Here is a 19942-nt window from a genome sequence, read left to right as displayed (position 1 = left end):
TCCCTAACGAAATCTCTTCCCAAGGGAATGCTATGAGACTCTACTATTTATTTCGCTGCTTGGTACTGGCTGTTCTTGGAAAAAAAACAGTTGGTGTCAGGATCCTGCTTATCGATAATGATCATGTTCTACTGGTAAAACATACCTATCAACAAGGCTTTTGGTATACCATAGGGGGTGGTGTTGAGCGAGGAGAAACACCACGGCAAGCGATGGAGCGAGAGCTACAAGAAGAAGTAGGTGTCACTTTAACTTCCCCCTTAGAGCTATTTTCTGTTTATCATCATAGGGAGCAGAAAAGAGACGATTATGTTATCTTCTACATAGGGCGTGGTTGTATCCAGAAAACAGTTACTTCTGATGAAATCGCACAGCAACAATGGTTTCCATTGGATCAATTACCGGATGATCTTTCACCAGCAACGCGTCGGCGCATTCAAGAATATCTAGGAGAAAGAGAGATAAGTGAATGTTGGTGAATTATCCATCCTGTAGTTGCTCCCAACGAAAGCAACAGCGAAGATGGTCATTGACCATACCCACTGCTTGCATAAAGGCGTAACAGGTTGTTGGACCCATAAAAGAAAAGCCATCCTTCTTTAGCTGCTTTGCCATGGCTATTGATTCAGTGGTAACGGCTGGCACATCGGCCAATCGCTGCCATTTATTTTGCATAACTTTGCCACCGGTAAATTGCCAGAAATAATCAACAATGTTTTCTCTTTCAGCAACATTTAAAAAATGTCTGGCATTGTTACGCACCGCATTAATTTTTAATTTGTTACGAATGATGCCTTCATTGGTTAGTAATTTTGCGATATCTTCATCGGTTAAACGAGCTAATTTTTCTGGTACAAAATGTAAAAAGGCCTGCCGCATGGCTTCTCTTTTCTTTAAAATCGTTAACCAATTTAATCCTGCTTGCATGCTTTCAAGAATAAGCATTTCAAACAATTTTTTAAAGTGTCTTACTGGCACTCCCCATTCTTCATCATGGTAAGAAATATAAAGAGGATCTGTTGTAGCCCAACTGCACCGTTCCTGCATCTCTAGACTCGCAGAGAGCACGGAAAATTTTTCCGTGCTGTTTAGGTCTGTTGACAATGGCAACAGACCACAATGAATTAACGTTTTTTAGAAAAATAATGCTTCATTCTATAGGGTGAAGGTAGGTTATCAGATTGTAGGGCTACAGCAAAATGATCACCCATCTCATAGAGGCATACCCAGCCGCCTTGATCGGGTTCAGCAGCTGGACTGCCGGACAAATAGCGAAGCGCTTTGTTACCTTCTTCCAAGGCTTCTTCCTCGGAATCTCCTTCAAAAGGACCAGCAGCAAAGATCCATGTCATGTCACTCTTATAATTACTAATTTGATACCCAAAATAGAGGTGTTCCATTAACTTTTCCGCATTGGATAAGCCTTCAACCTTGATGTCAGCAATGCTTGGACAAGTTGGAGGTGTTTTAAAGGCAAAAGAGGATCCAGCAATTACCAAAGCGCCTGCAAAGGCGATAAGCTTGGATTCAAACTTCATATAATACTCCCTGTTTATGCTTAGTGAAAATTTCCTTGCCAGACTAGCAAGCGATTATGCTTCTTGCAAGAAATAATTTCTGATAAAAGGAAAACTTAAATCCCATTAAAAAGTCCACTTTGCCAGTAAGAAAAGTACATTGCCTGCTCCTTTTGAGCCGGGGATATAGGTTCCGGAAACAGTTAAGCTGCGGTAATTTAATGAAAGCCATGGTAGGGCGCCAGGAAAGGGGATTCCATCGTAAATATCGGGACGTTGTGTCACCAGAACCGTAAAACCAGCACCCAGACGCGTGTTTATACCCAGGTGCGCAACTTTAAGAAAGGCATAACCCACAGCTGGTTCAACATTTTTGTGTGAATCAAGGAAAGCCAAGGCATAAATTCCATGCCAATCACCATCTTCATCATATAGTCCTTTGCCCAACCCCCCACCCCAGGCCAGCTCATTGTAGCTATCGATTTTATGTTTCTCGTAGGTATAGCGATTGTGCCAAGCATAGCCTGTCATATAGAGTTCATTACTCCCCTCATTCCAGAGTTGATGCATTCTGTGACATATCGGCTTAAGCAATGAACCCCAGGTAGAGCAAGCTTCAGAATATTGCCCTGAGATAGCAGAATTTAAGTGGAGTAATAAAAGCAAGCTAATAAGATTTTTCTTCATCAGTTTGTCAACATACTCTGTCTCTGGCATGCTTCATGCAGAGTGAATGCATATTAATGATGGGCTATGGATTATGTATAGTCATCTATCTGAGAGCATACTATCATGGACTTATTCCGCAAAAAAGCCGTCACCGATATTCAACCAGTAGATGACCGCTTATTAAAATGCCTTTCTGCTTTTGATCTAATTTTTTTAGGTGTGGGAGCAATTATCGGCGCGGGTATTTTTGTACTAACAGGTATTGTTGCTGCGACTCAGGCTGGGCCTGCCATTATTCTATCTTATGTGATAGCTGGTTTCGCTTGTGCCTTTGCGGCCTTGTCCTATGCTGAATTGGCCGCATCAGTGGGTGGTTGCGGTAGTGCCTATGGTTATGCCTATGCTGGTTTTGGTGAAGTTATTGCCTGGATCGTGGGTTGGGATTTGTTACTTGAATATGCGGTTGCTGTTTCCGCGGTTTCCGTAGGATGGAGCGGTTATTTCAATGATTTTCTTCGGGCGATGCATCTTGGGTTGCCGCAATATTTATTACATGGACCGGCTGGAGGTGGTGTTTTTAATTTATCGGCTTTTAGCATCATTGTTGTTTTGGGGCTGCTTTTGTGTTGGGGCGTTAAGTCAAGCTCTCGCTTCAATAATACAATGGTTCTTATTAAATTGGCGGTTATTCTTCTGTTCATTATCATCGCGATCATTGAGGTTAAGCCATACAATTGGTCTCCTTTTATGCCTTTTGGATGGACAGGGGTTGTTGAAGGAGCCTCACTCATCTTCTTTGCCTATATTGGGTTTGATGCTGTATCAACCGCAGCGGAAGAAGCAATCAATCCCGAACGTGATTTGCCGATAGGCATTGTTGGTTCACTGTTGATTTGTACGGTCTTGTATATGATCGTATCAGGATTATTAACCGGAATAACGAATTACAGTACGCTCAATGTGGCTTCTCCGATAAGCCATGCTCTGTTGCTATTAGGACATCGAATCGTTGCTGGCTTGGTTGGCGTTGGCGCTATTGCAGGTTTAACAACGGTCATGCTGGTTTTATACTATGGTTTGACCAGAGTATTTCTTGCTATGTCTCGTGATGGTCTGTTACCAGCCTTTTTCGGAATGACAAATCCATATACAAAAACCCCCATTAGAGTCATCGTGTTATGTGGTATTATCATGTCGTTAGCGGCAGGCTTCGTGCACATTGATGCTTTGGCAGAATTAGTTAATGTAGGCACTCTGTTTGCTTTTATTGTTGTTTGTGTAGGTGTACTTATTTTTCGCTATACTCACCCTGAGATGCCAAGGCCATTTAAGACTCCTTTTTCGCCGTTGATCCCAGCCTTGGGTGTGCTTAGCTGTTTATATTTGATCGTGCATTTGCCTTGGATAACGTTGGTGCGCTTTACGGTGTGGATGATTGTCGGGCTTATTATTTATTGGGTATATAGCCGATTCCATAGCGCGCTGAATGTACAAGACAAGCCTGGACGCTAATTTGTGAGGGTGGCAATTGGACAAAATCAACAACAAAAAGCGCACAAGCATATGTGATCTCTTACTGAAAACGGTAGAAACTCATCAGGGTGATGCCACCATAAGTTTTGGGGAATTGGTTAAGACGTTTGGTGATCGAGCATTTGGGTTGATTATCATTCTTTTTGCTTTACCCAGCGCTTTGCCTATTTCTGCTATTCCTGGATTTTCCTTCATTACTGGATTACCCATTGTCTTCATCGCGATTCATATCATTATTGCCAGGCGCGCCTTGTGGTTGCCAAAAAGCTTGGCCAACCGACGTTTTGAATTTGCTAAATTTGCCAAAGTTGTCGAACAAACAGTCCCTTATCTGAGATCCATAGAAAAATTGCTGAAACCTAGATGGCTTTTCTTTACTCATCCTGCCATGGAGAGGCTGCATGGTTTGGTGATGTTGAGTTTAAGTCTTCTATTACTCCTACCCATCCCTTTTAGTAACTTTATTTTTGCCTCGTTAATCATTTTGTTTGGATTGGGTTTAGCGGAAAAAGATGGTGTGATCTTATTCTTGGCTTATGTGGGGGCTGGCTTATATGGATTATTTCTGACAACGATGGCGCAGGGGTTAATACACTATATCAATGAATTGTTAATATAGGGACGTCCCCTAATTGCTGTTGCGTCTCGCTAGACACGTTGTTTGTATTGTTGGTTGTGATGGTTTCTAGCCAGGAGTAAACTATTTACGATTTTCAATGTTATCTGGGAAGCATAGTGAAAACTTCAACATTTAAAATGATTCTGATTTATTCTCTGGTTTTATTCGCCCTCCCAACACTTGGTCTTGCTGAGGCGATATCACAGTCAGAATCAGATGCGGCTCGAATTTTAATGCTAGAAAAAGCGTTGGCCCCCAAAACACCAGATGCTGTGGCGTCTATGTTTGCAGAGGCAAATAAAGATCGTAATGGGGCGGTGCAATTTATGTTGTTTTCTGATCAATTAAAAAATAAATATAAAGATAATTGGCCCTATTGGGTTTCAGGAGCTTCTAGCCCATGGATAACCTCTTATAAAATAAAAAAAACGGCTCAGAAAAAGAATTCTTGGCAATTTCAGATAACTTATGAATGGGCAACATCAGCTGGTCCTTTTCAGCCTGCGCTATTACAAACCATCGTTGTGGAGCCTGTGCCTAAAAACATACACGCTTCACAACAATGGTGGATAACCCAATTTAGCGAAGGCTAAAAACAATTTTAAGTTGGCTTGTGCTCTTAAAAGAATTTGTCAACAAGACCCTAATGGATGGTTAACATAATTGCTGCTGCCACAACCCCTGCTGACGGAATGGTAAATAGCCAGGAAAGAAAAATACGTCTCAGGATGGGCCAATATGTTCCTCTCATTCCATTGATAAGGCCCACGCCTGCAATGGATCCAGTTACGGTGTGAGTGGTAGAAACAGGGATACCGTATTGCGTAGCAACAAAAATCATAACGGCGGCCCCCGTTTCTGCCGCGCAGCCGCGCATGGTATTAAGTTCAGTGATCTTGTATCCCATTGTCTGTACAATGCGCCATCCACCAGCCAGGGTGCCTAAGCTAATAACTAAATGACAGGAAATCACTACCCAAAAGGGGACATAAAAAGATTCTCCTAGCCAGCCAATTGAAAATAGTAGCACGGCAATAATGCCCATGGTTTTCTGCGCATCATTACCTCCATGGGTTAGGCTCAATAACGCTGAAGAAGCCAATTGAAATCCTCTAAAGGACTGATTAAGTTTTTCCTCACCGTAATATTTCAATAAGCGACTGAAGACGAAGGTCAGAAGGAGCCCTAGGATTAAGCCCATAGACGGGGAAACAAAAATCCCGATGATAACTTTTATAAAGCCGGAAATTTTAAGTGATGTTATGCCACCTTTAGCTACTGCAGCCCCCGCAAGACCACCAATTAATGCATGGGAAGAGCTTGAAGGCAGGCCATAGTACCAAGTAACAATATTCCAAAAAATGGCTCCGATTAACGCAGAAAAAATAAGTTTAGTATCAACAATATCCGTATCGATGAGACCGCTGCCAATGGTTTTTGCTACCATCAAATTAAAGACCATAAAAGCGATAAAATTGAAAAATGCAGCCCAAATAACTGCTTGATGAGGAGTTAGAACACCAGTGGTAACTATGGTTGCTATTGAATTCGCCGCATCATGAAAACCATTAATAAAATCAAACAGAAAGGCTACCATTATAACTGACAAGATAAACAAAATGTCTGAAGTCATGATAATCCTTACTGAATGATGTTTATGGGTTCTCTATGTTACTTCTCCGATGATAGGCATAACGCGAACCTGTCTAATCCGAGCGCCCTCTATACGTTCTATAGTGGCAAAAAAATCAGGGAATGCAATGGTTTCACCTGGTTTGGGTGCGCGACCCAGTTTATGAATGATTAAACCGGCAATTGTCGCCATTTCTTCCTCTTCTTCCGTAGTAAATGTTAGTTCACGCTGTAACGCTCTTTCTATAGTGTACAGTGGACAATCTCCTTTTACAGTGATACTGCCGTCATCATGAGTTATCCACTCATCCTGTGTTTTGTGAAATTCATCTTTAATAACGCCAATAACCAAATGCAATAAATTATCCAGCGTCAAGAAGCCTACAGTAGCGCCACGCCGCCCATAAACCAAGGCAAAATGTGGCATCCCTGCTTGAAATTGTCGTAACAATGCGAGTGCAGGAAGTCGATATGAAATTTTAGGCACAGGTCTTGTAATCTCACTCAAGGATAATTCAGATTCTGCTTTCGCTTCATGTAACAAAGGCTGTAAGTCTTTCACGTGCACAATGCCAATGATTTGCTTTTTTGCTTTATCGTAAACTGGATAACGACTGTAGCGATAATGGTTTAAGGTTTCAACCAATTCGCTATTGCGAATAGGTGTTTCTAACATGACCATATCGTCATAAGAGCGCATGACGTCCATCGCGCGTACATCGCCTAGCTCTAAGGTATGTGCAAGGATACTGCGTTCTTGTTGTGTTAATTCCCCGTGTACTTCACTGGAACGTAAGATCAATTTGATTTCTTCACTAGAGAAGAATTGCTCCGCTTCATGAACCATATCAATCCCTAATTGCCTTAAAAGAAAATTGGAACAGCTATTTAGGAGCCAAATGACAGGGTACATGAACCAATAGAATAGATATAAGGGCACGGCGGTCCATAAGGAGATAGGTTCACTTTGGCGAATGGCTAGCGATTTAGGCATTAATTCGCCAACGACAATATGCAAGAAAGACAATAAAGAAAAAGCAATGATAAAACTGATGAATTCATTTAATGTCGGATTGACTAAACCAAGCTGGTGGAAAACTGGAGCAAGCAAGCGCGTAAAGGCAGGCTCTCCAATCCAGCCTAAACCAAGAGAGGCCAGGGTGATGCCTAATTGGCAAGCAGATAAATAGGCATCAAGTTGTTGATGAACTTTAGCCAGGATCCCACCACGCCAGGGATATTCTTCTTTAATGAGGGCGACCCGTGTTTGCCGTAATTTTACCATGCCAAATTCGGCAGCAACGAAAAAGGCATTCAATAATACCAGTGCGAAACCTGCGAGAATGAGCAGAAAGTTAATCATAATTAAAAGTAATAACTAGAACGAGTCATTATTTTAGACACCTTGCGCATTAAATTTTTAATAAAATCAGGTAAGTCTACTGCTCCGGCCCTGATCGCAACATCGGCATGATGAGCTTCATCTTCATGCATTTGCTCTAGGATGCGTTTTGTTTTGCGATCTTGCTTAGGTAATCTTGCAATATGTTTTTGCAAATGCTGAGAAACCTGCTGTTCCGTTTCAGCCAAAAAACCTAAGCTTAAGCGATCACCTGCCAAGCCAGCGGCCATCCCAAGTACAAGAGAGCCAAAATACCACACAGGATTTAATAGGCTGGGCTGACTATTTAAATCGTGTAATCGCTCCTCACACCAGGCCAAATGATCAACTTCTTCAGCTGCAGCCTTGTCCATTTGATTTCTCACTTCGGCAAGGCGAGCGGTTAATGCTTGACCGCGATAGAGTGCCTGGGCGCAAACTTCACCTGCAAGATTGACGCGCATGAGGCCCGCAACATGGCGCTTTTCTTCATTGGTTAAAGGATTTTCAGGGATATCATGCGCTGGGGTCAGCCGCTTACTTACACGTGGCCGAGGCGGCATTAACGTGCGTAAAGCAGTATCGAGTTCACCTAATAGACTCTCAAAAAAAGGACGTCTGCGCATGCATCTTTTCTCAATGACATGATCTAGGCCTTAATAGTATCCTGAATAAGTCCATGATTAAAGCATCGAACGGTTTATAAAAATGCTATGCTATAAAGATGAGCTTTAATAAGGAGTGTTAGATGACTTTCCTATCCAAAGAAGCATTGGAAAAAATAAAACAAGAACGTGCCGCTCGCAATGAAGAAGAGCCAGAGGATATCAATGCATTGTTCAGAGAGTTGGATGTTAAGATCCAGGAAAAGAAACAAGAAGATATAGAAGCTGAGGAAGAATACAATCCTTTTGCTGAGGGGGACTTCAAAACTTTCGATCCCGAAAAGAAATGAGGTTTTTGTAAATCTGTTTAAGAGGTTGCAATAATCCCATAAAAAGAATTTCAACAACCTCTTAAGTGAAAACGCGTTAGCTTGAACAAACCATATCTTGGCCACAGCAAACGGGTGATTTAATCATCCCACAGCCATGCGGACATTTTGCGACCTGCACTTTGTTATTATTGCTGGTTGTGACTGTATCTTTAACCAATGCTGTATCGCACTTACCACAGGACAATCCTTTAACACTCATCCCACATTTATTGCATTTGCATTCCATTACAGTTTCTCCTATTAAATTTAGCAATTTGAGTATAGGCAATCTTTTCACAAAAACAAATAGGGTGAGAAAGAACCCATGCCGCAAGCGTAGGCTGGACTGTCAAGCCCAGCCTACGCTTGCTTCATGGTCTAAAAGTTTCTTCAGTTCTCGGTAAAATCTCAAAAAAAACACCCATAGTTTTTCTCTCTTTTTCAAGAAAATCCATAAAGCCATTATATATTTTTTTATCTCCAAATTGAGGGTCGATAACTTCAAACTGTCCGTCGCATTTCTTTCCTAACAATGTATGAAGTACCCCGGTATTTATAACAATAAGTGTAGTTGTTCCTTGAGGAAAATCCGTTTCGCTTAAGGTGGTCAGGGTTAATTTTTTTCTTATGGGTACATCTTTCCTGAAAAGTGAATAAAGTGAAGTAATCACTGTGTCTCTAGAGTACTTATTTAGCGCAGATTTAGATAATTCTTTAATTTCAATACCAATTACATTGAGTTGATGTTTTTGGAAGTAGGATACGATCTTTTCTGGCGACGCAACTTTGCCAGGCTCTAGCCAAATTTCTCTATATATTTCTAATTCTTTGCTTGGAGTATAGTTGCTTTGATCAATATACCCTCTTTCAAGAAGTATTCTCATTATCGCTCTTGCAGTACAAGAGTTTTTAAATTTTTGCTTATCTATCAAGGGTTCAATATTATCAAGTTTGGCTTTTAGTTTCGGATTGTTTAGCGCAAAATCTGCAATTTCGTCGGAAGTTACGATTAATTTTAAGAAACTTTGAGGATCAAGCATGTTAATAAAGTCTTCTGAAGAAAGAAGCAATTTTATGGTCTTTGAGGAAAGATGTTTCATTGAACCTAATGTAACAATCCCTTCAATAGGCTTATCATGAGTACTATGAATTTTTTTAAATTTATTGACAAACTTCTCTAAACTGGCTTTATTTATTGCGATATTTGCATCTTTACCAAAATTAAAGTCAATACTTCGATAGATATTTTGGCTATATTTAATATCTTTGAGCGTCTCATCTGGAAATTGAGCTACTGTAATATTTAAAATCATAATAGACATCAAGGTTCTTCATTTGCTTCATTATAGAACAAAAGTCGAACAAAAAATTGATTTTATCGCAACAGATTCGTTTACTGTAGGTCATCAACAGATGTAAATGATCAGCAAACGTAGGCTGGGCTGTTAAGCCCAGCGGATGTCGAACTGATTTACTCTCCAAAATGCCCATCATGAAACTCATCATTACAAGCCCAATTGACAGGAAGTATTCCCGATTGAATGAATCGATGAATACTTGAATAAGGCCATCTAGATGGACTAGAGACATAGTGATGTTTTACGGGATTGTAATGAATATAATTGATATGCTGTTCATAATCTGCATTATTTCGAATACAGTGTTCCCAAAACCGTCTTTGCCAAATCTCCCGTTCGCGCTTTTTCTGACGAGATAGTGAAATTGATTCATAAGGCGCAATTTGCCTTGAAAACATGCCTTTTATTAAATTCAATCGTTTTGAGTAGTCAACATCCCCTATAGGCAAGGTCATCATCAGATGTAAATGATCAGGAAGAATAATAATCGCATCAATTTTAAACGGGTGATTAACTTGGACTTTTTTAAAAGCAAAACGTAATTTATCAATATGATTGATTAGGATGGTACTTTTTCTATTTTGTAAATTTAAAGTGAAAAAATAAGTTGCTCCTGCAACAGTAGAGCGTCTGTATCGTCGCATTGGTTTGAACTTGCTGTTATGTTTCCATTTGATAATTTTTATATTTTATCTGTATGGTGTTTGCAAGAAGGGTACTTTAGAAGTGTTGACATGTTAAATGCTGGGCTTGTCAGCCCAGCCTACGCTTGCTTGCTGAGTATAAGGAAAATAAATTATGAGTAGTCCACGACAATTTAATACAAATTATTTTTTAGAACAGTATGAAAGAGTAAAGCGGTGGTATGATAGATGTAATAATATCTCTCGTAATGACAAAGGTAGTGCGGAGCATTGTGATGATTATCTTGCATTTTTTATTAACATCAATCATTTAAAGGACTGGGTTGATGAGTGGCTAAAAAAAGAAAAAAAGAATAAATTGCTGAAACAATTAGAGTCACAAATAAAAGGGGATATTAATTTTGAGATAATTAGAGTTATTTGCAACGGGAGTAAGCATTTTAATTTGACTAGGAAAAATTATTCCATTCCTCGAAGATTCTCAATTTTTCGAGAATATAATATCCTTAATAAAACTCATGAACATTGTGCAATGTTTTTGGTAAACAATGATTTTGTAAAATATCGGTTATCTGATTTGGCATATCATGCCATTAACTTTTGGAATTGTTGGTTTCTTCAAAATAATTTCGAGAAATTAAGAAATAAAATATCAAGTCATCCTTATGAAGGCAATGGATATATTGACGATTTGACAGTAGAGGATAAAGTTAGAAAGGAATTAATTGAATTTTCCAAATATGCACCTAAACGTTTCCATGTTCACATTGAAAAAGATGTAAAAAAATTAATTTTAACGGCTTTTGAGAATAAGTATATTAAGGTAGCGCAGTATTTATGGAACAAGTTTTCTGATGAAGAAAAACGAGATTTTTCCGAGACAGTAAAGGATAATGAAAAATTAATAGAATTTCTTAACAATCTTTAATACAGAAAATTTGTTGCTAAGTGTACCCAAGAATATAGATAAGAATTGAATTTCGCCAAAACCCAGACTGGATTTGGCTCCCCGGACAGGACTCGAACCTGTGACCTAATGATTAACAGTCCTGTGCGAATTATATACCACAATAAATAGCAATCAATAAAAGAAATTAAATCAAAAGGTTAATGAAATTTATGTATTGCTATTTATCGTGATTTATTGGAGTTATTTTTTTCTGAGTGTCCCACCAGTGCCCCATGGAAATTTCATTTTAACCACGATGCAATCTAAGTTTATGTTGTGTTGATAGATATTTTATCATAGCCTCATGTACCCGTTGCTTTTAGGATTGATGGTATGAGCGCAACCCCCAAAAACAAAACAGGTCGGCCAACCGATTACACCCCCGAGTTAGCAAAAGAAATCTGTGACACCATTGCCTCGAATAGCGCAGGGGTTAAAAGGCTTTGTAAAGAAAACCCTGACTGGCCTAGCCACAATACTATATATCGTTGGTTGGCCAATTTTCCTGAATTTCGTGACCAATACGCACAAGCAAAAAAATGCCAAATTGACCTATTAGTAGATGAAATATTAGAAATTGCTGATGACTCATCTAATGATTATCTAGTTTATGAACAAGGCAATGTAAGTTGTAATAGTGAATGGATTGCTCGTTCTCGATTGCGGATTGATACTCGCAAATGGTTGGCATCTAAACTTGTACCTAAGGTATATGGAACTTTAAAACAGATTGATAATCCTCCTCCCCTAAGCGTAATTGAAAGATTGTTATTTAATGACATCAAACATAGCTCGGATTAGACGAAGATTGTAGACCTGTTTGATTAAACCAACTTCTCATGTAGCCGCAAATTCAATCATATTACAATCGAATTTATTGCTAAACAATTGTCAAAGAAGGTTCTGGATTTGAATCTAACAGGTTTATGCTTGCTTAAATTGCTTCTGTTAATTCAAGCTCACACAGACGAAGTTAACAAAGCAATAGCTCTGCCAACCAATAATAAAGTAATTCCTATTATAAAACATACCCAGTAATGAATGTTTAAATTAAACAAAAAATACAAAGGAACATATTTAAATTTGTCGAAGATTTTCAACTTTGAAAAGTCACTCAAAGGTGTTTTAATTTTGACTCCACTTAAATTGAATAAAAGAAGCAAACCTGAAATTAAAATAAAAGCTAGAGCCACTATTTCAATAATTTTAATGTATTTTAATGACGTAGAAACAGGGTGTGAACCTATAAAAGAGAGAATAGCAAAAGCTAGGCCTGTAAAAAACATTTTAAACTTTCTATAAAATTCTATATCTGCTTGATTTCGTTCATGTTCCATTCTTTCCCGCTCAATAACCAGTGGATTATGATCTCTTGTCATCCCTTTTTTCCTTGTTTTTGAGAATATTTACATACTAAATATAGGACTATACAAATTATCAAAAAGTCAGCAAACATAGTCCAGGTTAGACAACATCGAAATCCGCGATTTTTTCTCATTGGACGAATAATCATCTTTTTGATGGTAGCTACAATACATGAAAATGCTCTTACAAAAAACATACAATAGAGTTAATTTTGTATAGAGCGAATCATTTAGTATTTCAGTCATCCTATCGGTTCGAATTACTTTAATAAGCACTTAAGATCAACTTCTGTTTTTGTTGAATAATCCACCATTCTTATGGGTTTGGAATCAGGCTGACTTAAATATTGTAATGAGGCAGCATGAAACCAAAACCCAAATTTACCTTCCCAATCCCCATTACGTTGCTTATCACAGCTCCATAAGCAGTCTGAACCCTTCAATTTCTCCAATTCCTTATCAGATAACCTGATGCCATTTGCTTGTTTCTGGCTGAGCTGTTCTTTTTCCTTATTTCGCCAAACGCTAAAACAGTTATCTGCTAAATCACTGATTGCGCCTGTGCCTTTATTATCAAGTTTACCTGGAGGTAGTAATTCGTTAGCACCTTTTCGGGGATGAATCACAATATGAATATGGCAATTGTGTTGATTCTTAAAGTCGCACAGTTGCTCCATAAAAGCTTTCTGCGTTTTATAGTCGTCCTCCGCTATATCCAACTTCATCAATGAATCAATAACAAATACATCAATACCATATCGCTGCCGAGCATAGAGAAAGACCTCTAGTAATCGTTGAGATTTTGCAGTTCCAACTAAATCAAATAACCATAACTTATCTTCATACCATTCGTGAATAGCGCTTATATATCCTGTTGACGGCTCAGCAAGGGCACTAGCTTGGCGAGTTAAGCGCATTAATAGCCGCTTTGGTTTGATCTCCAAGCTTGCAATACAAACTCGGGCATCTTGTTTCATTGCATGAAGAATGATTTGACCTAAAAATTGGCTTTTTCCATGGCCATTTATGCCTGTCCATACGGAGAGCTCATCTGGACGAAAAATAATTTTACCGTGAGTTTTATTCCATGGAGCTTCGTAACCAAGATGAACACCAAGAGGCGGGTAAAACTCCTCTATTACTTGTTCAGTAAATTCTTTAGCAGACTTTAGTTCTTCTGGATCAAGTGTTTTTGCTTCAACAAAACAACGCTTAATTTCATCTGCAGAAATCCCTGCCTGCAAACATGCATTAGCATCTTTAAGAGGTAATTTAACTACGCGACAACGATGCCGCCCTAAACGGTTAACTAATTCATTCGTAGCAAGTCTGCCTTCTTCATCATCGTCCATACATAAAAAAATTTCATCAAAAATTGCCAATCTATCAAATTCATACTCAAGCCATTTTTGCTTATTCCCCCCACCTCCACCAAAAGGAACAGAAAGGGCAGGTAATCCATATTGATACAAGCTCATTGCATCAATTTCGCCTTCACAAATAATGACTGTTCTGGAGTTATCTGGAAGCATGTGCCAGCCAAATAGGCAAGGCTCACAACCCGCCTCAGTCCTCATTGATTTTTTATTGTTCACTCTTTCTAGTTTCAGGTACTTAATAAAAACCAGTTCTTCATTTCGCCAATAAGGGAAGATGATTTCTTGACCATGCTGTCCAATCTTGTAAGCCAATAGGGTTTCTTTGGTTAATTTTCGATCATTTATTAGGTAAAGCATTACAGGCGATAAGTTATTTTCCTCAATGGCTATTGGAAGATCTGGTTTAACGAATTTTGGAGATCTATACGCCTCGAAATGAGGCGAGGATATATCTAGGTAGCGGGTAGCTTCTTTAATTGCTTCAGAGATCTTTAAATTGCGTGATTTTGCCCATAAATCAAGAAGATCTCCTTTGTCCCCTGTTGCAAAATCACACCATAATCCAGCCTTCTCGCCAGTTAGATGAACTCCAAGTGATTGGCCGGACTGCCCATAGATATTACCAGCACGCCATTCATTGCCTACTTTCTTGCCTTGGGATAATAAATACTGAGCCACGTCTTCCGCTCTCTGTGCTAAGTTTCTTGCAATTTCCTTTGCCATCATCGTTAAATCACCCCCGCCATTAAATCATTGCTAGCGATATATGTGCTTTCCGTGTTCTTCCTAACACCATTATTTATAAATCGCTCAATGTGTTCAGCATCACGGAGGATGAGGCAAATATCATCGTAAACTTGGCCACTGTCGTTTTTGCCCATGTTATAGGGAGTATTTTTACAGCCATCAATCGCTTGCTTTAGCTCGGATGTTGAGTAATTGCGCAATGCTGTAGTAATGACACGCTGTCTCTTGCGATCAAACTTAGCACGTGGATGATTCATGGTAGTTTGCCAATACTCAAAGATTTGTTTGCTGGCGAAAGAATTAGCCTCTAAAACACCAACAGGTGAAGTTTCAACTTCACGTATGTGTTTTTCTTTTCCTTTTCTCTTTTCTTTCTTTTCTATTTCGTCGCAACCCTTCAATAAGTTCTCACTGACTGGTGATGTAGGAGTTGTTGAATAGTCACTAATGCTTTCGTTAGTGTTCATTAAATGATTATGAATTAGTTTAGTAGGAATCAGACTGGCCTCTACTGGATATCGGTACGTTGGCTTGTTAATTTTTTGATGCCTACTCCAGCCTGTAACTATCCAGTAGGCTTGTCCATCAACAGTGTACTCATGTAAAAGCTTCTGTTGTATAAGCTCAGAAATCCAATTTTGAATATCGTCCAACGAGTAATCATCATAAGGAAAAACTTCAGCTTTGAGTTTTTTATATGAAGCTTTGTGAATGCCTCGGTCATCAGCATAATTCCAAAGCCCAATAAACATCAGTCTAGCTAGAGGCGAACAGGACATGACCTGTTCGCTAGTCCAGAATTCACTTTTAATCATTCTATTTCTAGCCATGTTAATTAGCCTCCATTACTTCTTTTTTGAATTGCTCTAACAGTTCTAGTGCCCTTGATAAACATCGTTCGCATGAGGCTACACCTTGCTCATACAATTCTGGAGGAAGCGATGCCAGTGTCGTTACAGCATCGCAAAAACACTCTTCAGTCATGTCTAAAGCTCTGTGCAAGTCGCCCAAATTAGCATTAATCTCCATAACTCCCTCCGCTTTTCTTTTTAAAAACGTCCTTCTCAGTACTACAGTACAGTTTTTAAGCAATTTAATACCTGGGCTTTTAGTAGTGAACGGATATTTTTTCGTTAATTTAATAGCGTCGTCGACGCCTTGAATGGCATCTAATAGAAAATCGAATGGCTTACTATTTACCATCATGGCAAGCCTCCTATTTTCCCTGATAAACATACAACCCTACACGATGTAATACACCATTTGCGTCAGGCTCTTCTACCCAGTGAGTATCGATGCGGTAGCCTTTTTTGCGCAACTCCATGATCCGCCCCCCAGGGTGTAATATGCCTAACACCTCACGTGCTTCTATAGTTGAGATCCGAGGAATCGATTCAAAAAACTTCAAAAGTCTTGCTCTTTGTGAGGAAGCTGAATTACCATACAAATGATTTTTGGATTTAGGATTGCCCAGTAATCCGACTGGGCGATTTTTTTCTGTATCTTTAATCATTTTGTACCTCCTTGTGCAAGCCATACATCCAATTTATCAAGATCAAAGATTAATTTTTTTCCAAGGCGAGAAATCACTTTCTCTAGACCATTTGTTGTTGAATGAAAGACATAATGTCTAAGTGAGCTGCTACTAGAAAATACATGGTTGTATAACTTCACTGTATTATTAAAATCAGCGAAGCGTTTTCCAGAGACGAGATTATTGTTTAAATCAGATTCAGCTGTCATAACTTCTCCTTCAATGTTAGGCACCGCAGACATTTGCGTAATGCTGTAGTAAACATTGAATCATTGTTATAACTTATTGAAAATAAAGAGAATTACATACTAAATACGTACTATGCATCTAGTATGTACTTAGTATGTATTAGTGTTAAGCGATGGAAATCAACTTATTAACGCAAAAGAATCATCAAGCAGTTGTTCAATAACATTTAGCTCAAAAGTGCAGCCAATTATTTCCCGTTTCTCAAATATTTTTTTGGCTATTGTTACTGTAGCAGTGGAGCGGTTACTTATTTTTGTTTCTTCTTTGCTAAAAATAATAGATAGAGCGGACCCGAATAATTTTTCTTCCTGAGATTGCTCATAGTCTTTTCTGTTAAAGTCACATTCCTCAAGTGGTCGAAGATAATCATTAATAAGGTCAATGTTGGTTCGATCGCTGCGCGGTATTTCACTTTGCTCAAATAAAAAATTTTTGTTGCTCTTTATTAGTGCTAAAATGGCTTTTCCAGATGAAACATCAGAGGGAAATCTATAGGCAATTGCAGAGGCTGCTCTTAAAATTGCTGCACGCTTACTAGCATGATGAAATACATGGTTTATTTTTTTATCATTATTTGAGCCACTCTGCTGACTATCCAATTTATTACCTGTAACCTCATCTAGAGAACGAGTGCTATCTAACACATTTAAATCTTCTTCTGAAATAGCAATATTTCCTATGTGAATATAAAACGGACTTTTTGGAGGAAACATAAATCCTGTGATTGCCAAATCGTTAGAAAATGGCTTGGGGTAAAGGTGTTCCAAAGGCACTCCTTCAAAATGACGCAATTCGGTCATCCAAGAAGTTATCCTTATTTGTGTTAATTCTTCTTTATTAATACCGCATAGCGTTGCTTGTTGTCCCCGTAATAAGTTATCGCAAAGAGCAATGATCTTATCCTCACTTATATGCCAATATGCTGACAAATAACAAAAGCCTATGACTAAAGCCTGTTCTACATTTATTGTTTCATGCGCATGTGCTGGAATTGAATCAATATAAACAACTGGATGAATAATACACTTGCGTACGTAGCCACCGATGTCTGCAAAATCAATAGGGCGTCCCTTTTTTTCAAAATATTTTATTACTTCGTTAACACTAAAATATTTTTGATCCATAGTAATATTATGATCCAAAAATTGCTTCATTCATTCTGGCCACCACCTTGCTTGTATGTGCCTCGGATAAATGCGCATATCGCTTAACCATTTGCAGAGTTTTATGACCAAGGATCTCGGCTATTTCGGCAAGACTGGCTCCATTCATGGCTAAGTACGATGCACAGCTATGACGAAGATCATGCCATCGGAAGTCAGTGATTCCAGCACGCTTTAAAGCATTTTCAAAGGGGGTGCGTAAGTCTATTGGTGATTTGAAATTTTTTCCTGGGAAAACTAAATCGCAATGTACATGACGGATTTTTGAGTGTTGTTTCATTAACTCCAAGGCATGTCCAGTTAAAGGCAAGACACGACGTTCGCCGTTTTTTGTTTCGTGCAAAGTAATAATGCCTCGGTGAAGATCTACGTCTTTCCATTTTAATCCGAGTATCTCCATTCTCCTGCCACCTGTTGACAAAGCTAATACGACAGCCATGTAGAGATATTGGCTCTCACTATTTTTACATTCAGCTAGCAATTGTGTGCGTTCCTCATCAGACAGAAAACGAACGCGTCCACGCGACTCTTTGGGTTTTGTTACTTTGCGTAAAGGATTTTCTTCTACCCATCCCCATTCTTTGATTGTCACGGTAAATAAATGGCTTAATACAGCAAGGTATCGATTAACAGTCGCAGGACTTCGAGTTTCACTTCGTTGTGACGGCGTTTTTGCAAGTTTGTCACGGTATTGTGCAATTAGTGCTGGGGTTACATCAGCAAGCAGGTAATCACCTAAATATTGTTTCCACCATTTAAGTTGCCCAACTTGGTTAATTGTATTTTTTGGTTTTGTGGGAATGACATCACTTATGTAGCGATCAATAGCTTCACCTAAAGTATGACGTTTAGATTCTGTTGTTTTAAAGTGACGTCCGTCACGAATAGCTGATTCAGTTTGCTGTACCCATTTTTGCGCATCTGTTTTTCGTTCAAATGTGGCTGTTTGGGTGGGATAACCTTTGAGTCTTATTTTAACTCGGTAAGAAACTTTGCCATCACTGGAGATTCTTTTTTCGATACTTGCCATCTTTTGATATTCCCTACATCTACAACGGACAAGAGAGTACAACAAATACAAAAAAATGACAACATATGACAATCAATCATTTGCATATATTAATGAATTGCATTAATTATCAAGGATAATTTGCTTATTCAAACTCGCTATGGGGCACTCATGGGGCATTTTAAAATAAAAATGCCCGAATTTGATCATGTTTTTGTCCGCTTGTAAGAAGGAGGGATATAAACAATTTTGCCATTTTTCTTTTTAATCATTTCTGGTAGTAAACTTGTTTTGATATGCCCTTCTGTCAGTTTGGTAGCATGTCCTGGATTAATCGCCTCCAACAATGAATCGTGCGTTTCTAAAGTGGGAGGCGTAAGTAATTTGAATTGAATTTCATTATTTTCATAGCGCGCCATTTTGACTGCTGGAACCATGTCGGTATCGTTGGTGATGAGTATGATTTTATCGAAGCTTCTTTTAATGGCATCTCTCACCATATAAATAGACAGGTTAACGTCGGTTTCCTTTTCCTCATGCTTAAGCCATTTCAGATTAATTTGTTTATTTTTATAATCCCACAATTTTTTCTTAAAATTTCCGCCGACAAAATCAATACTAATTGTTTCTAAAGCTTCAATGTAGGTTCGGTGACGTTGGACGGTTTCTTTATCCAGGTGAGTTGCTATGGCGGAGAAATAATAAACTTTCTCAATCTGCTCTGTTTTCTGATCAATAAATTTTTCGGCCAGAGATCGAAGGTTCAACCATTTTAAATAAGGCTTATTTAAGTTTTTAATACCGTGATAAAGGTTAAATCCATCAACGTAAGCAACGACTTTCTTTTTATTATTCATTAAAACTACATCCCTAAAACAAAAAACCCCGGGATATACCCAGGGTGTCTCTCGTACCCTGCTAAGTGAATAGCAGAAGTAACGAGCGTGTACATGTAACTATTATAGTGATTCTCTTTATTATTTTCAAACGAATAATAGTTGAGGTGTATTGCTGCTGATGGCGGTTTGTTATTTTGAACTGTCCCACCAGTGTCCCACGGTGAGGTTAATTTGATTCCTGATTTCGCCAAAACCCAGACTGGATTTGGCTCCCCGGACAGGACTCGAACCTGTGACCTAATGATTAACAGTCATCCGCTCTACCGACTGAGCTACCGGGGAATGAAGGGGGCATCTTAAATCTATTTTATTAAAGGATC

25 protein-coding genes and 1 tRNA gene are annotated in these 19942 nt (G+C 38.8%); 7 read left to right on the top strand and 19 right to left on the bottom strand.

Annotated elements, in window-relative coordinates; genetic code table 11:
- The first annotated feature begins 32 nt into the window (after positions 1-32).
- Complete coding sequence (locus CKV79_RS13450) at positions 33-479, top strand: NUDIX domain-containing protein (protein WP_028372458.1); 447 nt, start codon at positions 33-35, stop codon at positions 477-479.
- A gap of 1 nt (position 480) precedes the next feature.
- On the opposite strand, the gene CKV79_RS13445 is transcribed toward CKV79_RS13450, so the two are convergent.
- The 3 genes from CKV79_RS13445 to pagP all read right to left on the bottom strand — a co-directional run bounded on the left by CKV79_RS13445 (position 481) and on the right by pagP (position 2204).
- Positions 481-1047 carry a DNA-3-methyladenine glycosylase I gene (locus CKV79_RS13445; RefSeq protein ID WP_028372457.1) on the bottom strand — a complete coding sequence of 189 codons (567 nt, stop codon included), beginning with the start codon at positions 1045-1047 and terminating at the stop codon, positions 481-483.
- A 77-nt stretch (positions 1048-1124) separates the two neighbouring features.
- Positions 1125-1538, bottom strand: coding sequence for a DUF4949 domain-containing protein (locus tag CKV79_RS13440; protein ID WP_028372456.1), 414 nt, complete (start codon positions 1536-1538; stop codon positions 1125-1127).
- A gap of 105 nt (positions 1539-1643) precedes the next feature.
- On the bottom strand, positions 1644-2204 hold the full coding sequence (gene pagP, locus CKV79_RS13435; RefSeq protein ID WP_028372455.1) for a lipid IV(A) palmitoyltransferase PagP: 561 nt from the start codon (positions 2202-2204) through the stop codon (positions 1644-1646).
- 105 nt (positions 2205-2309) lie between these two features.
- On the opposite strand from pagP, the gene CKV79_RS13430 reads away from it, so the two are divergent.
- The 3 genes from CKV79_RS13430 (at position 2310) to CKV79_RS13420 (ending at position 4931) form a co-directional block, all read left to right on the top strand.
- Complete coding sequence (locus CKV79_RS13430; protein ID WP_028372454.1) at positions 2310-3698, top strand: amino acid permease; 1389 nt, start codon at positions 2310-2312, stop codon at positions 3696-3698.
- A 16-nt stretch (positions 3699-3714) separates the two neighbouring features.
- Entirely contained in the window at positions 3715-4338 is a 624-nt protein-coding gene (locus CKV79_RS13425) for an exopolysaccharide biosynthesis protein (RefSeq protein ID WP_065236370.1), read from the top strand.
- A gap of 116 nt (positions 4339-4454) precedes the next feature.
- Complete coding sequence (locus CKV79_RS13420; protein WP_028372452.1) at positions 4455-4931, top strand: hypothetical protein; 477 nt, start codon at positions 4455-4457, stop codon at positions 4929-4931.
- 50 nt (positions 4932-4981) lie between these two features.
- Here the strand turns inward: CKV79_RS13420 and CKV79_RS13415 are convergent, their stop codons facing one another.
- Genes CKV79_RS13415 through coq7 form a run of 3 tightly spaced genes read right to left on the bottom strand, consistent with a single transcriptional unit; the run spans position 4982 to position 7977 of the window.
- Positions 4982-5971: an inorganic phosphate transporter gene (locus CKV79_RS13415; RefSeq protein WP_028372451.1), complete on the bottom strand. Its 990-nt coding sequence runs from the start codon at positions 5969-5971 to the stop codon at positions 4982-4984.
- 33 nt (positions 5972-6004) lie between these two features.
- The gene (locus CKV79_RS13410; protein ID WP_028372450.1) at positions 6005-7333 is read right to left on the bottom strand and encodes a hemolysin family protein; all 1329 of its coding nucleotides are present in this window, start codon (positions 7331-7333) and stop codon (positions 6005-6007) included.
- Between the two features lie 2 nt (positions 7334-7335).
- Entirely contained in the window at positions 7336-7977 is a 642-nt protein-coding gene (gene coq7, locus CKV79_RS13405) for a 2-polyprenyl-3-methyl-6-methoxy-1,4-benzoquinone monooxygenase (RefSeq protein ID WP_028372449.1), read from the bottom strand.
- A 122-nt stretch (positions 7978-8099) separates the two neighbouring features.
- On the opposite strand from coq7, the gene CKV79_RS13400 reads away from it, so the two are divergent.
- Positions 8100-8306 (top strand): hypothetical protein, encoded by a 207-nt coding sequence (locus CKV79_RS13400; RefSeq protein WP_028372448.1) that lies wholly within the window; start codon positions 8100-8102, stop codon positions 8304-8306.
- Positions 8307-8382: 76 nt separating this feature from the next.
- On the opposite strand, the gene CKV79_RS13395 is transcribed toward CKV79_RS13400, so the two are convergent.
- The 3 genes from CKV79_RS13395 to CKV79_RS13385 all read right to left on the bottom strand — a co-directional run bounded on the left by CKV79_RS13395 (position 8383) and on the right by CKV79_RS13385 (position 10329).
- Positions 8383-8574 carry a hypothetical protein gene (locus tag CKV79_RS13395; RefSeq protein WP_081778026.1) on the bottom strand — a complete coding sequence of 64 codons (192 nt, stop codon included), beginning with the start codon at positions 8572-8574 and terminating at the stop codon, positions 8383-8385.
- A 124-nt stretch (positions 8575-8698) separates the two neighbouring features.
- Positions 8699-9640, bottom strand: a complete 942-nt coding sequence (locus tag CKV79_RS13390; protein ID WP_028372447.1) for a hypothetical protein — start codon at positions 9638-9640, stop codon at positions 8699-8701.
- 158 nt (positions 9641-9798) lie between these two features.
- Entirely contained in the window at positions 9799-10329 is a 531-nt protein-coding gene (locus CKV79_RS13385) for an REP-associated tyrosine transposase (protein ID WP_028372446.1), read from the bottom strand.
- Positions 10330-10483: 154 nt separating this feature from the next.
- Here CKV79_RS13385 and CKV79_RS13380 point away from each other — a divergent pair, with 154 nt between their 5' ends.
- Together CKV79_RS13380 and CKV79_RS13375 are read left to right on the top strand one after the other, a co-directional pair.
- Complete coding sequence (locus CKV79_RS13380) at positions 10484-11257, top strand: hypothetical protein (RefSeq protein ID WP_028372445.1); 774 nt, start codon at positions 10484-10486, stop codon at positions 11255-11257.
- 354 nt (positions 11258-11611) lie between these two features.
- The gene (locus tag CKV79_RS13375; protein ID WP_028372444.1) at positions 11612-12079 is read left to right on the top strand and encodes a terminase small subunit-like protein; all 468 of its coding nucleotides are present in this window, start codon (positions 11612-11614) and stop codon (positions 12077-12079) included.
- Positions 12080-12237: 158 nt separating this feature from the next.
- On the opposite strand, the gene CKV79_RS13370 is transcribed toward CKV79_RS13375, so the two are convergent.
- The 10 genes from CKV79_RS13370 to CKV79_RS13325 form a co-directional block, all read right to left on the bottom strand.
- Positions 12238-12657: a hypothetical protein gene (locus tag CKV79_RS13370; RefSeq protein WP_028372443.1), complete on the bottom strand. Its 420-nt coding sequence runs from the start codon at positions 12655-12657 to the stop codon at positions 12238-12240.
- A 245-nt stretch (positions 12658-12902) separates the two neighbouring features.
- Positions 12903-14747, bottom strand: a complete 1845-nt coding sequence (locus CKV79_RS13365) for a bifunctional DNA primase/helicase (protein WP_028372442.1) — start codon at positions 14745-14747, stop codon at positions 12903-12905.
- Positions 14748-14749: 2 nt separating this feature from the next.
- On the bottom strand, positions 14750-15598 hold the full coding sequence (locus CKV79_RS13360; protein ID WP_051546072.1) for a hypothetical protein: 849 nt from the start codon (positions 15596-15598) through the stop codon (positions 14750-14752).
- Position 15599: 1 nt separating this feature from the next.
- Positions 15600-15974, bottom strand: coding sequence for a hypothetical protein (locus tag CKV79_RS13355; protein WP_028372441.1), 375 nt, complete (start codon positions 15972-15974; stop codon positions 15600-15602).
- 10 nt (positions 15975-15984) lie between these two features.
- Positions 15985-16281, bottom strand: a complete 297-nt coding sequence (locus CKV79_RS13350; RefSeq protein ID WP_081778025.1) for a helix-turn-helix domain-containing protein — start codon at positions 16279-16281, stop codon at positions 15985-15987.
- On the bottom strand, positions 16278-16511 hold the full coding sequence (locus CKV79_RS13345) for a hypothetical protein (RefSeq protein ID WP_028372439.1): 234 nt from the start codon (positions 16509-16511) through the stop codon (positions 16278-16280). The genes CKV79_RS13350 and CKV79_RS13345 overlap by 4 nt, the downstream gene beginning before the upstream one ends.
- A gap of 159 nt (positions 16512-16670) precedes the next feature.
- On the bottom strand, positions 16671-17705 hold the full coding sequence (locus CKV79_RS13340) for a hypothetical protein (RefSeq protein ID WP_028372438.1): 1035 nt from the start codon (positions 17703-17705) through the stop codon (positions 16671-16673).
- Positions 17683-18744, bottom strand: a complete 1062-nt coding sequence (locus CKV79_RS13335; RefSeq protein WP_028372437.1) for a tyrosine-type recombinase/integrase — start codon at positions 18742-18744, stop codon at positions 17683-17685. Before CKV79_RS13335 ends, CKV79_RS13340 begins: the two co-directional genes overlap by 23 nt.
- A 185-nt stretch (positions 18745-18929) precedes the next feature.
- A complete protein-coding gene (locus CKV79_RS13330) occupies positions 18930-19580 on the bottom strand; it encodes an NYN domain-containing protein (RefSeq protein WP_028372436.1) in 651 nt (216 codons plus the stop codon).
- Positions 19581-19828: 248 nt separating this feature from the next.
- A tRNA-Asn gene (locus CKV79_RS13325) sits at positions 19829-19904 on the bottom strand.
- Positions 19905-19942: the final 38 nt, after the last annotated feature.

Origin of the sequence: Legionella lansingensis, assembly GCF_900187355.1 — a bacterium.
Lineage (GTDB): Bacteria > Pseudomonadota > Gammaproteobacteria > Legionellales > Legionellaceae > Tatlockia > Tatlockia lansingensis.
The sequence above is the reverse complement of the archived record's forward strand: the minus strand, read 5'-3'. Positions and strand labels throughout refer to the sequence as shown.

Coding starts and splice junctions, on each gene's coding strand:
- CKV79_RS13370 (WP_028372443.1), bottom strand. CDS start 12,657: ATGACAAGAGATCATAATCCACTGGTTATTGAGCGGGAAAGAATGGAA.
- CKV79_RS13395 (WP_081778026.1), bottom strand. CDS start 8,574: ATGGAATGCAAATGCAATAAATGTGGGATGAGTGTTAAAGGATTGTCC.
- CKV79_RS13355 (WP_028372441.1), bottom strand. CDS start 15,974: ATGATGGTAAATAGTAAGCCATTCGATTTTCTATTAGATGCCATTCAA.
- CKV79_RS13390 (WP_028372447.1), bottom strand. CDS start 9,640: ATGATTTTAAATATTACAGTAGCTCAATTTCCAGATGAGACGCTCAAA.
- CKV79_RS13380 (WP_028372445.1), top strand. CDS start 10,484: ATGAGTAGTCCACGACAATTTAATACAAATTATTTTTTAGAACAGTAT.
- CKV79_RS13345 (WP_028372439.1), bottom strand. CDS start 16,511: ATGACAGCTGAATCTGATTTAAACAATAATCTCGTCTCTGGAAAACGC.
- CKV79_RS13365 (WP_028372442.1), bottom strand. CDS start 14,747: ATGATGGCAAAGGAAATTGCAAGAAACTTAGCACAGAGAGCGGAAGAC.
- CKV79_RS13415 (WP_028372451.1), bottom strand. CDS start 5,971: ATGACTTCAGACATTTTGTTTATCTTGTCAGTTATAATGGTAGCCTTT.
- CKV79_RS13335 (WP_028372437.1), bottom strand. CDS start 18,744: ATGGCAAGTATCGAAAAAAGAATCTCCAGTGATGGCAAAGTTTCTTAC.
- CKV79_RS13350 (WP_081778025.1), bottom strand. CDS start 16,281: ATGATTAAAGATACAGAAAAAAATCGCCCAGTCGGATTACTGGGCAAT.
- CKV79_RS13400 (WP_028372448.1), top strand. CDS start 8,100: ATGACTTTCCTATCCAAAGAAGCATTGGAAAAAATAAAACAAGAACGT.
- pagP (WP_028372455.1), bottom strand. CDS start 2,204: ATGAAGAAAAATCTTATTAGCTTGCTTTTATTACTCCACTTAAATTCT.
- CKV79_RS13330 (WP_028372436.1), bottom strand. CDS start 19,580: ATGAATAATAAAAAGAAAGTCGTTGCTTACGTTGATGGATTTAACCTT.
- CKV79_RS13410 (WP_028372450.1), bottom strand. CDS start 7,333: ATGATTAACTTTCTGCTCATTCTCGCAGGTTTCGCACTGGTATTATTG.
- CKV79_RS13445 (WP_028372457.1), bottom strand. CDS start 1,047: ATGCAGGAACGGTGCAGTTGGGCTACAACAGATCCTCTTTATATTTCT.
- CKV79_RS13375 (WP_028372444.1), top strand. CDS start 11,612: ATGAGCGCAACCCCCAAAAACAAAACAGGTCGGCCAACCGATTACACC.
- CKV79_RS13385 (WP_028372446.1), bottom strand. CDS start 10,329: ATGCGACGATACAGACGCTCTACTGTTGCAGGAGCAACTTATTTTTTC.
- CKV79_RS13430 (WP_028372454.1), top strand. CDS start 2,310: ATGGACTTATTCCGCAAAAAAGCCGTCACCGATATTCAACCAGTAGAT.
- CKV79_RS13360 (WP_051546072.1), bottom strand. CDS start 15,598: ATGGCTAGAAATAGAATGATTAAAAGTGAATTCTGGACTAGCGAACAG.
- CKV79_RS13340 (WP_028372438.1), bottom strand. CDS start 17,705: ATGAAGCAATTTTTGGATCATAATATTACTATGGATCAAAAATATTTT.
- CKV79_RS13440 (WP_028372456.1), bottom strand. CDS start 1,538: ATGAAGTTTGAATCCAAGCTTATCGCCTTTGCAGGCGCTTTGGTAATT.
- coq7 (WP_028372449.1), bottom strand. CDS start 7,977: ATGCGCAGACGTCCTTTTTTTGAGAGTCTATTAGGTGAACTCGATACT.
- CKV79_RS13450 (WP_028372458.1), top strand. CDS start 33: ATGAGACTCTACTATTTATTTCGCTGCTTGGTACTGGCTGTTCTTGGA.